Origin of the sequence: Paralteromonas sediminis (genome assembly GCF_003820355.1) — a bacterium.
Classification (GTDB): Bacteria; Pseudomonadota; Gammaproteobacteria; order Enterobacterales; family Alteromonadaceae; genus Alteromonas_F; species Alteromonas_F sediminis.
Genome location: NZ_RPOK01000006.1, coordinates 248,871 through 264,802 on the forward strand (window position 1 = coordinate 248,871; position 15,932 = coordinate 264,802).

Genomic DNA, 15,932 nt, shown 5'->3' on the forward strand with positions numbered 1-15,932 from the left:
AGGTGGCATTGCGTTAGCACTGCCACCTTTTTTTATACTTGCTACATTTGCATACCAACAGAAGGTACCACATCGTTACCACTACACTGTGTTTTATTCAGAAGTGTATTCATACTGCATCTGCCCGAACCATTTTCCAGGCAATACTCAAATCGCGTTTGAAATTTTAGCGGACCGGTCTTGAAGTCAGACGCAAGGTTTTCCCAACGCCATTTTTTGATCACTTTTTGTGCTTCTGTGGCAAAAAGCGGATTTGACGCAACCAGCGTGTTTACATCCTGCACTTCGAAATCAGGTGTCACCACATATTCAATGGTTGCACAGCCCTCAATACCTGAACTTGCTACACGTGTTGGGTATTTGGGGGGGAATCGTTCCAAGGTTTTCTTTTGCTGATCAGACAATTGCACCCGTTCAGCGACACCATACTCTGTCGAGGATTGGTGTGATGTTGACGTGCAACCCAATAACAAAACGATCAACGAACCTGCAATGGTGTATTTCATACTTATTCCTTGTGGATAATGATGGTTCCTTCAACCCAAACAGTATCACTCATTTTACATTTTTCAAACACTACTTATAGCGTTGCTGCCAGTTCCGCACCTTGACGAATAGCGCGTTTGGCATCCAGCTCGCTGGCAACATCAGCCCCTCCAATCAGATGAACAGTGTGTCCGGCCTCTTCGAGGCTTTGTTGTAGTTCTCGCAAGGGTTCTTGTCCAGCGCAAACAATGATGTTGTCCACTTCCAGGCACATAGGTTTTTCATTAACAGTAATGTGTAACCCTGTATCATCAATACGTTCATAGGTCACGCCGTTCATCATTTTAACCTGATGATTTTTAAGAGAGTTCCTATGGATCCAACCGGTTGTTTTTCCCAGACCTGCACCCACTTTGCTCGTTTTGCGCTGCAATAGGTATACTTCTGTGTCTGCAGGCGGTCTATGGGGCTCCTTGAGGGCGCCAGGCTGCTCAAACGCTTTATCAATTCCCCAGTGAGCAAGCCATTTCTCTGGATTGACCGTTAGATTTTCATGTTCAACTAAGAATTCAGCAACATCAAACCCAATACCGCCGGCACCAATGACTGCTACGCGTTTACCAACAGGCTTGTGATCTCTCAATACATCCAAATACCCCATTACGCTTGGGTGATCCGCACCAGGAATTGTTAGCTCGCGAGGTTTAATGCCTGTTGCAAGTACAATTTCGTCATAGTCTTGTCCGGCAAATGTATCCGCTGTGACCTGTGTATTTAAATGCAAGTTTACACCAGTCAATGTAATGCGTTTGTCAAAGTAACGCAGTGTTTCATAGAACTCTTCTTTGCCAGGAATTTGCTTGGCATAGTTAAATTGCCCCCCTATTTCACTGGCCTTATCATAGAGGTGCACTTCATGACCGCATTCTGCCGCATAAGTAGAAAACGCCAAGCCTGCTGGTCCTGCGCCAACAACGGCCACTTTCTTTTTATTCACGGCTTGCTTGAAAATTAGCTCTGTTTCATAGCAGGCTCGTGGATTAACAAGGCAACTGGCACGCTTTTGTTCAAATACGTGGTCAAGACAGGCTTGGTTGCACGCTATGCAAGTATTAATCTGATCAGCCTGGTCACGTTCTGCCTTTACCACAAAATCAGCATCGGCTAAAAACGGCCTCGCCATTGAAACCATATCGGCGTGCCCCTCTGCCAGCACTTTTTCTGCTACGTCAGGCATGTTTATCCGGTTTGTGGTGATAAGCGGTACTGACACCTCAGATTTCATGCGTTTTGTGATCCAGGTGAAGGCCGCCCTCGGCACAGACGTGACTATGGTAGGTACTCTGGCTTCATGCCAGCCTATGCCAGTATTGATTAGTGTAGCCCCCGCCTTTTCAATTTCTTTTGCCAAGTAGACAACTTCTTCCCAAGGTGCGCCACCTTCGACCAAATCCAGCATGGATAATCGATAAATGAGAATGAAATGCTCACCAACGGCTTCGCGAGTTTGCCTGACTATCTCGACTGCTAGGCGGGCGCGGTTTTCCAGACTGCCGCCCCATTCATCGTCTCTGTGATTAGTACGTTTACAGAAAAACTGATTAATTAGGTAACCTTCAGAGCCCATAATTTCGACACCATCATAGCCAGCCTCCTGTGCAAGAAGTGATGACTTTACATAATCATTGATAGTGCTTTTAATGCCTCGTCGGGACAGTGCGCGCGGTTTAAAGGGCGTTATTGGCGATTTAACGGCTGAGGCTGAGACTGCAAACGGATGATAGCCATAGCGACCAGTATGGAGTATTTGCATACAAATTTTGCCGCCTTCTTTATGCACGGCATTAGTGATCACCTTGTGCTTTTTGGCATGAGAACGTTTACTCATCCGCCCTCCGAATGGTGCAACCCAGCCTGCAATATTTGGGCTTATACCGCCTGTAACAATCAGGGCAACGCCACCTTTTGCTCGTTCTGCATAAAAAGCCGCCAGCTTGTCAAAGCCATTTTTTTCTTCTTCTAAACCAACATGCATGGACCCCATCAACGTCCGATTCTTCAGTGTAGTAAATCCTAAATCTAGCGGCGCTAACATATGAGGGTAGGGTGAGTGTGTTGTTGTCATTGTCGATTCTCACAGGTCTGATCAGTTAAAAGATTGTAAAGAAAAAACAGCCTAATTGAAAATTCAATACGAGAACATTTGTGTTTGGTTTCAACCAAATCACCGACATAACGGGGCGGGTCAACGCATTTACTTTGTGGAGACGCCGTTCATGTGTATTTTTTTTAGCTTTATGCCACCGAAACTGGAGTGCATCATGAATGAATTTGAAACCAAGGCGTTGGCTTTGTTGAAAGACATGACACTGGAAGAGAAGATAGGTCAGATGAATCAGGTTTCCGGTTCCGTTGGCTATATTCCAGAGCATCTATCAACGGCTATCCGAGCCGGTCGTGTTGGTTCTGTGATCAATGAAGTGGACCCTGACATTAATGCTGAACTGCAGCGAATTGCCAAAGAAGAGACCCGTCTAGGCATCCCACTTCTCATTGGACGGGATGTGATACATGGGTTTCGCACCATTTTTCCTATACCCTTGGGGCAAGCTGCGACATGGTGTAAAGACACCATTGCGCAAAGCGCACGTATTGCCGCCATTGAAGCGAATACGGTAGGGGTGAACTGGACGTTTTCTCCAATGATTGATATTGCCAGAGACCCGCGGTGGGGCCGCATTGCGGAAAGTTTCGGTGAAGACCCTTATTTATGCGCGACGCTGAGTGTTGCTATGGTAGAGGGGTATCAATCAGAATCGCTGTCAAACCCTACAGCACTTGCCGCTTGTGCTAAGCATTTTGCAGGCTATGGGGCTTCAGAAAGCGGTAGAGATTACAACACCACCAATATTCCTGAAAATGAACTGAGAAATGTTTACCTACCGCCGTTTCATGCTCTTAGTGACGCGCAGGTTGCAACCTTTATGACATCATTTTCGGATTTAAATGGTATACCTGCCAGCGGCAATACGTGGTTAACAAAAACATTACTTCGCGATGAGTGGGGGTTTAAAGGCTTTGTTGTCAGTGACTGGGAGTCTATTAAAGGGCTTACCATACACGGGTTAGCCGAGGATAAGCGACACGCCGCCAAGCTTGCAGCCACAGCCCAGGTAGACATGGAAATGGTGAGTGAGTGTTATTTAGCGTACCTCGGTGACCTGGTAGAAAATAATGAGGTACCTCTTGCCACCCTCGATACTATGGTGAGCCGTATTTTAACGTTAAAATTTGAGATGGGCCTTTTTGATTCTCCCAGAGCATCACAACCGCTACCACAAACCTTACCACAGGCACATTTATTGGCAGCCAAAAATGCCGCGCTGAAAAGTTGTGTGTTATTGAAAAATCAAGATAAGCAATTACCATTGCGGCCCCATAACTTGAACAATATCGCGGTTATCGGCCCGCTTGCCGACGATGGTTTTGAGCAAATGGGCACCTGGGTGTTTGACGGTTGTGCAGAAGACAGCGTTACTGTGTTGTCAGCAATTAAGGCTCGGGTGGGTGATGATTGTCATGTAAGTTACCAAAAGGCGATGGCTAATTCTCGCAGTCAGGCATTGTTAAATGAAGCTGAGATACTGCAGACAGCGAAAGATGCTGATGTGATTGTTGCGGTGCTGGGTGAAGAGGCGATTTTGTCGGGCGAGGCCCATTGTAGAACTAATATCGATTTACCGGGTGCCCAACACGCTTTAATCAATGTAATGTCATCCTCAGGCAAGCCCGTGGTTGCTGTGATCATGGCCGGTCGGCCGCTTACCCTTGAACCGGTTCTGGACAAGTTAGATGCCGTCTTGTACGCCTGGCACCCAGGTACAATGGGAGGACCGGCCATTGCGGAATTACTTTTTGGCGTACACAGCCCTTCTGGAAAATTGCCTGTATCGTTTCCGCGCGTGGTAGGTCAAATTCCTCTTTATTATGCGCAAAAGCAAACCGGCAGGCCGGCTGATGAGGAAAGCTTTATTCATCAGGATGATATACCCGAGCGAGCCGGGCAGACGTCTCTGGGGATGACGGCAACCCATTTGGATTGTCATTTTTCGGCACTTTTCCCATTTGGGTTTGGGTTGTCTTACGCCGACTTCCACTATTCAGATATTGCCCTTAGCAGTGGGGAAGTGAGCAAAGACGCTCCCCTAACTGTGTCAGTGACCCTTACCAATATGAGCGATATTAAGGCAGACGAAATTGTGCAGCTGTACATTCGCGATCGCGTAGGCAGTGTTACTCGACCTGTTAAAGAGCTCAAAGGTTTTCAAAGGGTTACCATGAAGCCGAACGAGTCTAGGTCAATCCATTTTTTGATAACCGTCGATGACTTGCGCTTTTATGATATCAATCAGGCATTTAACTACGAGCAGGGTGACTTTGAAGTATGGGTTGGCAGCCATTCTCACAGCGGTTTACACGGAACGTTTAAGCTTGTGGAATAAAAAAGGGCCCGCAAAGGCCCTTTAGTTTTTAGTTATGTAACAAACCTATTCCATGTAGTAGTTGACACCCAAGAATAGGGTTCTACCACGTGGACCTGTAGGCCATGCTTCTTCAATAGCAAACGGCGATTTGTCGGCAAGGTTGTTAATGCCACCAAACACAGTGGTATTCTCGTCTAACTGATAGCTCACGTTAATGTCGTGGATCACAGTGCTACCGAAGAAACCACCACCGTTATCATACAAAACGCTTGCTCCGTTAATACCTAAAGAGTTTTCAACTGCGCCATAGGCCTGTCTGCTCTGATAGGTGGTTTGGAAAGTAGCGCTAAGCGGACCTCTGCTCCAATCGAACGAAATGTTACCTGATGTTTTGGGTACCTGAATTTCTTCTAGCACTACGTTGACATCATTCGGGTCGAGTGGGTTGAAATAACGGTTTAGTGATTTTTGACGTGTGCCAACAAGACTAATGCCAAAATCATTTTCATCAACACTGAACGTATAGTTGATTGAGAAATCGATACCTTCAGCTTCAACACGGGCATAGTTTATTTCACCGGTTGTCAAATCGCTAAGACCACCGTCTGAGCGACGCACAAACTGGTCACAGAAGCCTAGGTTAGGGAAGTTGGTTGAGTCATAGCAACCATCAAGAATGTCAGCTGCACCAACGGCAGCAATGGCATCTTCAATTTCCACATCCCAGTAATCTAACGTAATCGTTAAGCCTTCAACAAAGCTAGGCGTAAATACTGCACCCAAAGTCAGCGTTTCTGCAGTTTCAACATCAAGCTCTGGATTACCACCCGACGTACCTGAGAAACGGGCTGTTAACGGGTTAAGCCAGATGTAGTTACCGTTCGCATCTAAAATGTCGCCCAGTGGCACACCCGCAGCTTGAAGGCCTGCCACACAGTTTGCCTGACGAGACGACGTGCCTGCATTAACGTTTGCCGGATCGCAAGGATCGTTATTTAGGTTAATAGTAATGGGTAACTGCGGGTCAAACAGCTCGGTGATGTTTGGTGCACGTACTGCTTCAGAAATAGTACCGCGGAAATTAACATCTTCAACAGGGCTGTAAGCAAAACCTAGTTTCCATGTAGTGGTGTCACCTAACGTAGAGTAATCGGCAACCCTAACAGCACCGTCGATAGTGAACTCATAGGCAAATGCACGATCCATGAAGATGGGAAGACGTACTTCTAAGAAAGTATCCCATACATCATATTCACCCGCCGTATTAAATTGTTGTGCGTTATCAATACCCGTGATGAAGTTCAACCAAGGCGACACTTCACTTACAAGAATGCCAGGTGTGAATGACGTGCCTTCTGGCAGAATACCCAACTCATTGGGATCAAGTCTGTTGTCGCTTGACTCTTCGCGATATTCAATACCCGCTGCATAACCAATGGCGCCATCAAGAATGCTGTCCAGTACCTCAAACTGACCTACTGCAGTTAACGATACAACCGTTTGCTCAATGGTGAGTTCATCTTGTTTACGCACGGAAATGAAGTCTTTCGCTTCATCGCTAAGTGCATTAAGACCAAATGGGTTCAACGGTGCACACTGTCCGTCACCAGGTGTAAACGTGTAGTACCTGTCACTAAAGAAGTTGCCGTTTGCATAGTTCTCACCAAATGCAAAATAATCAATTTCGTAGGCTGCGTTTGGATCGATGTCTGAACGACAGACAATGTTGCCGTTGCCGTCAGTCGTCGCATCCATAGCGGCAAAAATTCTATCGATATATTGCTCGGTGTACCGTGTAGTATTTTCAAAGCGACCGTGATTGATAGAAAATTCCAAAGAGTGGTCGTAGGAATAATCCCAGTTAAAACCAGCTACAACTCGCGTGGTTTCTCTTTCATAGGTTGTAGGGTCATCATCCCAAGCAATAGCATCCTGAGTTATCAACAAGCCACCTGTTTGTGCCACTACAGGTTGAAGCTGATCAGGGATAAACGGGTTATCAGGCAGGATGAACAAGGTGTCGTAATAAGAATCGTATTCAGCGTAGAAGTTAGTCTCCGCTTTAACGTATTTCGCTTCGAAAAACGCATTCAATTCATCGGTGAACTGATAGTTACCGTTAATGTTAAGAACCGTTTTATCGGTATCGGGCATTAGGGTGTCGTTGTCGAAGTTAAACTTACCGCCGTTTCCGCCGCTACTTAACAGACCGTCGTATATTGGACCGTCTTGGTTCACAGACACTGAACCATCGGGATTGGTTATCCAGCACCCTGCAAGGAAGGATGCTCTACCGCCACGTGATTCCTGACAGTCAGGGATCCCGTTGTTGTTAATATCGACATACAAGACGTCACGCCCACCAAAGGTAGGTGCAATCGAACCTTCATTTGATGTTAGCCAGTATCTAACGTCAGTCGCGATAATACGCTTGTCTGGGTCGTTAGGGTCAGGAACCACTGCACCCAGGCCGTTGTTGCGTGACCACTCACGATCGCCGTGTAGCAGTTCTTCTTCTTTTTCCAATGACAACGTAAAGACAATGTTGCCTTTGTCATCGTCAAAGTTTTTACCAAATGCGCCGTCAAATGCGAAAGACTTACCGCCCGCTTCTTCAGGGATAGCGCCAGTGGCATTAAGTTGAATACCTTCAAAGTCATCTTTCAAAATGAAGTTTACAACACCGGTTACAGCGTCAGCACCGTATACTGCAGATGCACCACCCGTAGTTACTTCAACACGCTCAACGAGGGCACGTGGGATTGTACCCACATCAACTGCTTGAGAGCCTCTGAAACCAGCTACGTGACGACGGCCATTCACCAAAGTAAGTGTTCTGTCGCTGCCTAAACCACGAAGGTTTAGGGCGTTAGCGCCAGTATCTGTGTTTTCTGCTGTGGTAGATGAAATAAGGGCGGGAATATCATTAACGATATCAGCCAGGTTCAGTTCACCGGCCAACGCAATGTCTTTGCTGTCGAGGGACTGCATAGGCACTGATGAGGTTACGTTGGGATCGGTAGGGATCCGCGAGCCGGTAACATCGATAACTTCAACCGACTTTTCTTTTTCTTCCTGAGTCTCCTGAGCAAATGTGGCGGTGGGAATAACAAGCCCTAATGCCGTTGCGATGCACAGGGAAATAGAAGAACGCCTGATACCATGTTGATGTGTGTTTGCTTTCATACTTTTAATTACCTCGACGAGCAAGATTGGTTTTGTTTTTATGGGAACAGCATACTTTGTGCCATTCCATCTAAATACCGTATATCGCGATACAAAATGCCTTTTGGATTTCAAATGACGAACTCACGATCGATATTAGTGCAATGCCTTGCACTAAACGAGTGCAAAAGACGTTTATGGAGCAACTGAATTTACCTTATGGCAATACAGCTCATCTTGCAAATTTGTTTTTTTGTCGCATTTTTATGCGTTTGATGGATAATTTTACCGGTGAATAACGTTGAATAAATCACTAAGACTATCAGCGACTTCGCGCCATACACCGACCGCTTTACTGTTGATTGGTTGGCGCACTTGTTCACTGCTCGCGGTATGTATGTTTCTCCTGTATTCATAAAAATTCATACAGGATGAATCAAAATTCACGCCAACATGATTTAACAAGCGATTTATTTCTGTTTCTGGTGCATTTATGAGGTTTTCATACTGAATTTCTAATATACGGTTGGGTAATATAGTATGCCAATAAGTCATAAGGTCAGCGTAGGCGTTATAGGCTTCCCCGATGTGTTTGAGGTCATAACTGAACGGTACCCCAGAGTGAAAGTGCTGTTTATAGAGACTTAAACCGCAATCCATAGGATCACGCCTGATATCTACTATTATTGCTTGGGGCAGGATCTTGTGAATAAGGCCTATCAAGCGGAAATTAAACGGTTGTTTGTCTGTAAAAAATAGTGTGTTTTCACCTCTGAAAAGCGCACCTTTATCAAGATAAGAACGACCAAGAAGTGCGAGATCTTCGTCGCTAAGGCGGGGGAGACTCTGATGCAAGCTTTCGCCATATTTTTCCATACAAAGGCGCTCTGCCTGTGATTCCACATAAGCGAGTGTGGGCTGCTCTATGGTGCCTTGAATGAGCGGGTGACTGGCGAGTATCTGTTCAATCAGTGTTGAACCGGAACGAGGCAAGCCCACTATGAATATAGGTGTTGGGGTTGAAGGCAATAAGGTGGCCTGTGTTTTTACGCTGGTTTGCGTATAAGCTAGCTTGCGAGCTTCAAACTCTTTTACCATCAGCTGAGGCTCAAATTGTTTCGGCGATGCCAATCGGTTTGCCTTCTCGTATAGGGGCATACTCGGCGCAATACCTTCATTCAGCTCAAACGCCTTGGCTAAGGCAAACGTAGCAACACTGCGAACATGACCGGGCAGACTAGTATCGTTTGACAGTATCTCTAGACAGGTCTTATCTTCACTCGAAAAGGTATAGTCTTTAAAATCAGCCAACGCCCACCACGCATCGACATTTTGCGGATGCAAAGTAATGCTTTGTCTTAATGCCGCTATGCTTTGCTTCCTTTCACCCACCACACGAAATGATTGACCTTTGATCAGCCACAACTGGCTTTGCTTCACATTGTCTTGTTTCGCAAAAGGTAAAGCCGCTTCACATGCTGTAAGTAATTGACTGTGCTGTGCGTATTTTTGCAGCAGCCCAATCAGTTTCCAGTATGTGTCAAAACTTGGCGCTAGTTTTACAATGGCCTCGGCTGAATCGATGGCCTTTGAAAATAAACCTGACTGAACGCAAGCGTCGGTGTGAAGATGCCTAAGAACTGGCGTAGCGGGCAGGTTAGTAATGGCATCTTCCAATACAGAGACGCAATGTTCAGGCTGATTGTTTTCCAATGCAATATGGGCCAGCGTATAAATAGCTCGGGGATGATGCGGCACTGCCTCAAGCATTTGTGTAGCAATTTCTTTAGCCTCATCAAACGACTTTTGCTGCATGCTCATTTGAATATGGCTGAATTCTTTTTGTAGCGGATCAAAACCCTCTGCATGCTTTGCAACATCTATGGCTTGAGACACATATCCGGCATCATATAAGCATTTACTTAGTAACAGCCAGCCCTCAAATAATGAGGGGTATTGCTTTAAGCCCTGAGATAACAGGGCGATGGCTTGTGTTGTGTTGCCATCTTTTATGAGTTGATTGGCATTAACTACTATAGGATGAGAAGCACGCTGCTGCATAGAATACTAGTTGAGGTACATGTTGCTGAAGAGACGATTTTCAGCCTATCAGCTATATTTTTTTCCTGCAATAAACCTTGCTTAATATTGTAATCGGCGACACTAAGACTCAGCCATTGTGTGCCAATATGAACCAATCGGATCAGCACTTACTATAAATAGTAAACCACTCCGGAGAACAACAATGAAAGTGCTTGATGAGGCAAAAAACTTAGCACCACCAAGAAGGGTTCACACTGTTATGGAGTTGTTGGCCCCGTTTGAATGGTGTGCATCTCTGCTCACTCGGCAAAAGTTGTCTGGCCTACCAAGGGGGCAGAAACAACCCGTTATGCTTGCGCCCGGCTACATGACCGATGAATGGTCAATGCGTCCGTTAAAACGCTTTCTCACATCATTGAATTATCAAGCATTCGACTGGGGCTTGGGACGAAATCGCGGTCAGGTCGACAAATACATCGCTCATATGGCTGAACATATTCGCCATTGCCAGCAGTCGTATGACATTGTTCAACCTTTCACGCTAATCGGTTGGAGTCTTGGCGGCGTGATTTCCAGAGAAGTGGCGCGTTTGTATCCAGACTTGGTTCAAGAGGTAATTACCCTTGGCTCTCCAATTAGCGGAGGTCCAAAATATACGGCATTAGCTAACCGTTACGCGAGTAGAGAGACCATTGATTTAGATGAATTTGAAAAAGAAGTACTCTCTCGCAATCGCAAAGGGATCAGTCAGCCTGTCACCGCTATTTACAGTAAGACTGATGGTATCGTTGGGTGGCAAGCAGCCCGCGATATATACAATACTCAAGCTAGAAATATTGAGGTGAAAGCAACGCACTTAGCGCTGGGTGTTAACACCTCCGTTTGGCAGATAATTGCAAAAATATTAGCTGAAAAGCCCCATGAAAAGCCAAAAACGCCTACACTCACTCTAGAATAAAATGCATCTGTAATATGCCTATGAATCTTACATCAGAAGACTTCGCCTCGTTATCGGTATGCGACTACGCAGACTTTTTGCCGCGCAACCAGTTCATTAATCCTGAAATTCGTCCGTTGTGGCACCCTATACCCAGAATAGCGGGTAGGGCGTTTACGGTGTTTTGTGATCCAGGTGATCATTTGATGGTTCACGCTGCTATTTACCGTGCAGAGCCCGGCGATGTGTTGGTAATAAAGGCCGACAAAAACTATGCTGTGGCGGGTGGTAATGTGTGTGCAATTGCTCAGCAACGTGGTATTGCGGGTATGATTGTCGATGGGATGATTCGTGATATTGCCGAAGTGCGAGCGGCAAAGTTTCCAGTGTATGCCCGAGGCGTCATCCCAAAGCCTGGGGCCAAAAGGCAGATCAGCGATTTAAATCAACCCATCGATTGTGGTGGCGTGATTGTGCACAGACACGATATGATTGTCGCCGATGAAGAAGGGGTAGCTGTTATCCCGAAAGCGCAACTGGAAGAGGCCTACAAGAGCGCTGCAGCTCGCGCAGAAAAAGACGCTTCTCTGTCATTAACACAATGGCGTTCCCAACATCAGCAAAATGTAGAGAGAGTTTTAACAACCTTGGGTTACCAAGGTAAGTAGAAGTCAGACTGCAATAGTGGTTTGCTCAGTCTACATAAAAGGGAATATTGGCATGTGCAGCATTGTTGTTGCCATCAAACGCATATACAAAGAGGCGATACGCTCCCGGTTCATCCGGTGCTTTAAACTGAATGTTGTTGGCCTGCTTTTCAATAAGTCCTTCAATAACTGGAGGAACATATTCTTTATCGCCACCCACCTTTTGCGACGTAGATTCTTTTCTTATCTCCCACTGATAGCGGATCGGGTCATTTTCGGGGTCGCGCACTGAAACCTTGGCTGAGTATGACTGACGCTTTTGCAGCCTTACATTATCAAAAGCCGTTTGCCCTTCAATAGTAATAGGGCTAATTTGAGGCACTCTATTGTCTGGCCACACGCCGTTCCAAACGTGGTGTAAAACATCGATGACCTCAGTTTCCTCCCCACCTTCTAAAAACATCCCATACCAAGTCGGGGTCTTTTCTTGCTTTTGCCCCCATAAAAATACGTAATTTCCAATAGCGGTATCATCATAGGGTCGAAGAATATCGTAATAGCTGCGTCTGTAATTCTCAGCTTTCTCTGTACTGGTATTTTCTATAGGCGCATCCCACTCCGTTTTGGCCACCTCCCAGTGTCCAACTGAACCCCACTCTGTGACGAAATAAGGCTTATTAAACCCTGTTTCTTGCATGAAATTGGGCATGTTAAGTAAAGAGGCATACATCTGAAAACTGACAAAATCCAAATCAGGCGCTCGTTCGGCGATATCTGACAGTGCTTTGGTATCGAAACCCGCTAACGCCGTCGTTGTGGGGTGGTTGGGATCGACTTCTTTGATCATTTTGGCAACGTCATTCACGGCATCAAATACTTTCGGATTTTCGTACCCAAAATTCACCTCGTTGCCAATGATCCAGGTTAATAAGGCGGGATGATCCTTATACCTAAGCACACGCTCCTTTGTTTTTCTAAACTGTTCTGCAACCGCTTCTTCGTCGTTATAGTCGAAGCCATGTCGCTCCCTGGCAAACTCTAGACATAAGGATACCGTGAGACCCAAAGAATAGGCGCGGTCAAGAAGCTGTTGAGCGGGCTCGGCGTGATGGTCAACAGCCCAGTTGCGCATTGAATTGCCCCCATGGGCGGCCAAGCTTTCCAAATCTAGGCCATCAATGCCTGCACCTTTTACTTCGTAGGGTTTTCCGCCTCGAAGCAGCATGTACTTACCGTCACGTTCAACTATCTCGACTTTTACTGGCCCAATGGTTTCTTGCAACGTAGTGGCATTCGCCTCAACACGAATAGAGAGGCAAAGAATCGAAACGACAAAAAACAACCAATTGGCACGAACTAGCAAAACAAGCATGATTTTAAAATACTGAGTTTTGTTATTTAAATGTGAACAAAATATCACCTTTTTGGCTTTCTCTACACAATATAAATGCGTTCAGTTGGTTTCTTTGGCAGCTAAAGCGGAAGTGTCATAAGCCAGGATGGCCATGCGCTGAAAAATTAAGTTGCCACAAACACACAGTCATTGGCTTGAGTGCGTGTAAAGATTTACCAACGAATTAATACCAAAAAATTTACAAAAGACGACGAAATGGACCTATATTGAGATAGTGCGGACAAATAGTGCGTTTTTTTTTCACGTTAGCGTGTAGGCTAACGGGGTTTGAAGTTGGATGTTGGAATTACAAATCACTCGCCTTAAATCTTTAATCATGAACAACGCCTCTTTCCGGTTTTGGTTTTGGCAATCCGGCTTTTGGCTATTTATGAGTGTTGTTAGTATTGTCACTCTCACGCTGTGGTACAGCTCGTTTGATTGGGTGAACATGGCACACGCGGGCATTCAAGCCATCTTTGGGCTGGGCTTTTCTCTAATTCTCTATAAAGTATTTATGAGCATCTGGGAACGCTCTACCCGTAGCCGTTTTACGATTGGTACTCTGGTTATTTTTGCGGTTGCGTTTGTGTGGACTGTATTTCGTATGTATGCACTCGCCTGGTTGACTGAATTTACCGATATGTGGGATGAGTTTGGCGGGTGGTATTTTTCCAGTATTTTTATCTTTTTGTGCTGGACGGGCTTGTTTCACGGTATTCGTTACTATGAATTACTGCAAAAAGAGCACAAGATATTGCTAAGTGCGGAAGCAGAAACCCGGCGCGAACATGTAAAACGGCTTCAGGCGCAGAGTGTTGCCCGGGACGCTCAGCTAAAAATGTTGCGGTATCAACTTAATCCGCATTTTTTATGCAACACCCTAAATGCAATTAATTCGTTGATTGAAATTAATGAATCGGAGAAAGCACAGCAGATGACGGTGCAACTTAGTCAGTTCTTGCGCCATTCCCTCGATAACAATCCGGATACAAAAATTACGCTTGCAGATGAAATTAACGCGCTTAATCTCTATCTTGAAATAGAGAAAACACGGTTTGCAGAGCGCTTAGCTGTGGACTTTCAGGTTGAAGAGGTTGCCAGCGAAGCACTCGTACCCAGTTTGTTATTGCAACCCATCATCGAAAACTCGATGAAGTACGCCATTGCAAAAAGTGAAGAGGGCGGCAAGATCTCCCTACGTGCCTTTGTTGATAAACGCACATTACACATTGAAATTACAGATACTGGACCCGATGAAAAAGTGATGGAAGCATTAAATACTAAGAAGGAAAGCCGTGGTGTTGGTTTATCAAATATTACGCAACGACTTCAAACCTTGTATGGACATCAGGGAAGAATTGCGCAATTCAATCTGTCTGCTGGGGGCATGGAAACACAAATAATGCTGCCGTTTGAAGTGGCAGAGGCACCGAATAAGGTAGTTAATTTATGAGTACGGTGTTACGCACTTTGATCGTCGACGATGAGCCCTTAGCCTTAAAACTATTGGCCTCAAAACTCGAAAAAATTCCTCAAATTACTGTTATCGGACAATGCAAAAATGGCCGGGAAGCGGCACAGGCTATTATGGAGCATGAGCCTGACCTAGTCTTTTTAGACATTCAGATGCCCGGAGTATCGGGTCTTGAAGTAGTGAAACGCACCCAAGAAGCGATTATGCCCCTGGTGGTGTTCATTACAGCCTATGAGGAGTATGCGCTTGAAGCCTTTGAAGCCAATGCAGTGGACTATATTCTTAAGCCCCTTGACAACGAGCGTCTAGCCCGTGCGGTTGCACGCGCCTTGGACCTTCATCAGGCGAAAGAAGCAGTAGACAGTTCTAACAAGGCCAATATTCTTCAGGCTATTGAACATATCGATAAGTCGAAGAACAAAAAAGTAACCTGGTCAGCAAGAGATACCCTAGATGCTGACAGCGCAGAAAATGCTGCCACTCTGAAGAAACTGGTAATAAAAGACCGGGATGAAATTCACCTGATCAAACACAGTGACATCGCTTGGATTGATGCGGCGGGAGATTATATCTGTGTTCATGCAAATGGACAGACCTACATCAAACGCAGCACACTTAAAGAAGTGCTGGATGAGTTGGACGACAATGTGTTTAAGCGCATACACAGATCAACAATTGTTAACCTGAAAGCAATTGAAAAAGTAATACCTCACACCAAAGGTGAATTCTTTCTGGTGATGGACGGTGAGCACAAGATAAAAGTGAGTAGAAACTATAAAGATGTTATTAGGTCGTTCTTGACTTAACGGGCTAATCGGCATTACATAGTGCTTAAATTCGCTGTAGCAGGGTTGCTCATTGTCTCCGGAATTCGCTGTTATTGGACTTAATATTTGTATTGTTGCCGTTGCCTATACGTCAGTATTTCCCGTACTCGCCGGTAAAAATGTCAAAAAGATAGCGTTGCTAGACCTTATTGCGTCTGTCATATCATTGTGTATTGTGGGCAGTGTTTACTGGGGCAACGACTTCGGCTTTTCACTTGGTTTATTCGAGGTTAACTGGTTTTGGTATACCTTGATAACTTATGGACTATGCGAGATTCCGGCCTATTTGTGGTATGTGAAAAAGCATCGCATCACGCTGTAACTCCTCTCACTTTATACCGTGCCATTTTCTGCAAAAAAGTAGTTGATAATCAATTGCTAAGTGGTAAATCGTCACGTTTGGTATACCAAGGTCTTAGATTGAATAACTTGCTTTAAATTCAAAAAGATACTATTCCATATAGATAAACAAT

The 15,932-nt window shown here is 45.4% G+C and carries 11 protein-coding genes; 6 read left to right on the plus strand and 5 right to left on the minus strand.

The features are described 5' to 3' along the window. Nucleotides 1-41: 41 nt before the first annotated feature. A complete protein-coding gene (locus DRW07_RS17585; protein WP_124029253.1) occupies nucleotides 42-506 on the minus strand; it encodes an energy transducer TonB in 465 nt (154 codons plus the stop codon). 74 nt (nucleotides 507-580) lie between these two features. Next, nucleotides 581-2,611: an NADPH-dependent 2,4-dienoyl-CoA reductase gene (locus tag DRW07_RS17590; protein ID WP_124029254.1), complete on the minus strand. Its 2,031-nt coding sequence runs from the start codon at nucleotides 2,609-2,611 to the stop codon at nucleotides 581-583. Between the two features lie 196 nt (nucleotides 2,612-2,807). Between DRW07_RS17590 and bglX the strand changes: the two genes are divergently transcribed. Further along, complete coding sequence (bglX, locus tag DRW07_RS17595; RefSeq protein WP_205665417.1) at nucleotides 2,808-4,988, plus strand: beta-glucosidase BglX; 2,181 nt, start codon at nucleotides 2,808-2,810, stop codon at nucleotides 4,986-4,988. A gap of 45 nt (nucleotides 4,989-5,033) precedes the next feature. On the opposite strand, the gene DRW07_RS17600 is transcribed toward bglX, so the two are convergent. Continuing rightward, nucleotides 5,034-8,156 carry a TonB-dependent receptor plug domain-containing protein gene (locus DRW07_RS17600; protein WP_124029255.1) on the minus strand — a complete coding sequence of 1,041 codons (3,123 nt, stop codon included), beginning with the start codon at nucleotides 8,154-8,156 and terminating at the stop codon, nucleotides 5,034-5,036. Nucleotides 8,157-8,420: 264 nt separating this feature from the next. Further along, nucleotides 8,421-10,196, minus strand: a complete 1,776-nt coding sequence (locus DRW07_RS17605) for a tetratricopeptide repeat-containing sulfotransferase family protein (protein WP_124029256.1) — start codon at nucleotides 10,194-10,196, stop codon at nucleotides 8,421-8,423. Between the two features lie 184 nt (nucleotides 10,197-10,380). Between DRW07_RS17605 and DRW07_RS17610 the strand changes: the two genes are divergently transcribed. Both DRW07_RS17610 and DRW07_RS17615 read left to right on the plus strand, forming a co-directional pair. Beyond that, nucleotides 10,381-11,136 (plus strand): esterase/lipase family protein, encoded by a 756-nt coding sequence (locus DRW07_RS17610; RefSeq protein ID WP_124029257.1) that lies wholly within the window; start codon nucleotides 10,381-10,383, stop codon nucleotides 11,134-11,136. A gap of 20 nt (nucleotides 11,137-11,156) precedes the next feature. Next, nucleotides 11,157-11,783, plus strand: coding sequence for an RraA family protein (locus tag DRW07_RS17615; RefSeq protein ID WP_124029258.1), 627 nt, complete (start codon nucleotides 11,157-11,159; stop codon nucleotides 11,781-11,783). 25 nt (nucleotides 11,784-11,808) lie between these two features. Here the strand turns inward: DRW07_RS17615 and DRW07_RS17620 are convergent, their stop codons facing one another. Further along, complete coding sequence (locus DRW07_RS17620; RefSeq protein WP_124029259.1) at nucleotides 11,809-13,134, minus strand: glycoside hydrolase family 2 TIM barrel-domain containing protein; 1,326 nt, start codon at nucleotides 13,132-13,134, stop codon at nucleotides 11,809-11,811. Between the two features lie 319 nt (nucleotides 13,135-13,453). Here DRW07_RS17620 and DRW07_RS17625 point away from each other — a divergent pair, with 319 nt between their 5' ends. Genes DRW07_RS17625 through DRW07_RS17635 form a run of 3 tightly spaced genes read left to right on the plus strand, consistent with a single transcriptional unit; the run spans nucleotide 13,454 to nucleotide 15,781 of the window. Then, nucleotides 13,454-14,611, plus strand: a complete 1,158-nt coding sequence (locus DRW07_RS17625; RefSeq protein WP_240630719.1) for a sensor histidine kinase — start codon at nucleotides 13,454-13,456, stop codon at nucleotides 14,609-14,611. After that, on the plus strand, nucleotides 14,608-15,438 hold the full coding sequence (locus DRW07_RS17630) for a LytR/AlgR family response regulator transcription factor (RefSeq protein WP_124029260.1): 831 nt from the start codon (nucleotides 14,608-14,610) through the stop codon (nucleotides 15,436-15,438). Before DRW07_RS17625 ends, DRW07_RS17630 begins: the two co-directional genes overlap by 4 nt. Before the next feature lie 52 nt (nucleotides 15,439-15,490). Next, nucleotides 15,491-15,781 (plus strand): hypothetical protein, encoded by a 291-nt coding sequence (locus tag DRW07_RS17635; RefSeq protein WP_124029261.1) that lies wholly within the window; start codon nucleotides 15,491-15,493, stop codon nucleotides 15,779-15,781. Nucleotides 15,782-15,932: the final 151 nt, after the last annotated feature.

Coding starts and splice junctions, on each gene's coding strand:
- DRW07_RS17585 (WP_124029253.1), bottom strand. CDS start 506: ATGAAATACACCATTGCAGGTTCGTTGATCGTTTTGTTATTGGGTTGC.
- DRW07_RS17590 (WP_124029254.1), bottom strand. CDS start 2,611: ATGACAACAACACACTCACCCTACCCTCATATGTTAGCGCCGCTAGAT.
- bglX (WP_205665417.1), top strand. CDS start 2,808: ATGAATGAATTTGAAACCAAGGCGTTGGCTTTGTTGAAAGACATGACA.
- DRW07_RS17600 (WP_124029255.1), bottom strand. CDS start 8,156: ATGAAAGCAAACACACATCAACATGGTATCAGGCGTTCTTCTATTTCC.
- DRW07_RS17605 (WP_124029256.1), bottom strand. CDS start 10,196: ATGCAGCAGCGTGCTTCTCATCCTATAGTAGTTAATGCCAATCAACTC.
- DRW07_RS17610 (WP_124029257.1), top strand. CDS start 10,381: ATGAAAGTGCTTGATGAGGCAAAAAACTTAGCACCACCAAGAAGGGTT.
- DRW07_RS17615 (WP_124029258.1), top strand. CDS start 11,157: ATGAATCTTACATCAGAAGACTTCGCCTCGTTATCGGTATGCGACTAC.
- DRW07_RS17620 (WP_124029259.1), bottom strand. CDS start 13,134: ATGCTTGTTTTGCTAGTTCGTGCCAATTGGTTGTTTTTTGTCGTTTCG.
- DRW07_RS17625 (WP_240630719.1), top strand. CDS start 13,454: ATGTTGGAATTACAAATCACTCGCCTTAAATCTTTAATCATGAACAAC.
- DRW07_RS17630 (WP_124029260.1), top strand. CDS start 14,608: ATGAGTACGGTGTTACGCACTTTGATCGTCGACGATGAGCCCTTAGCC.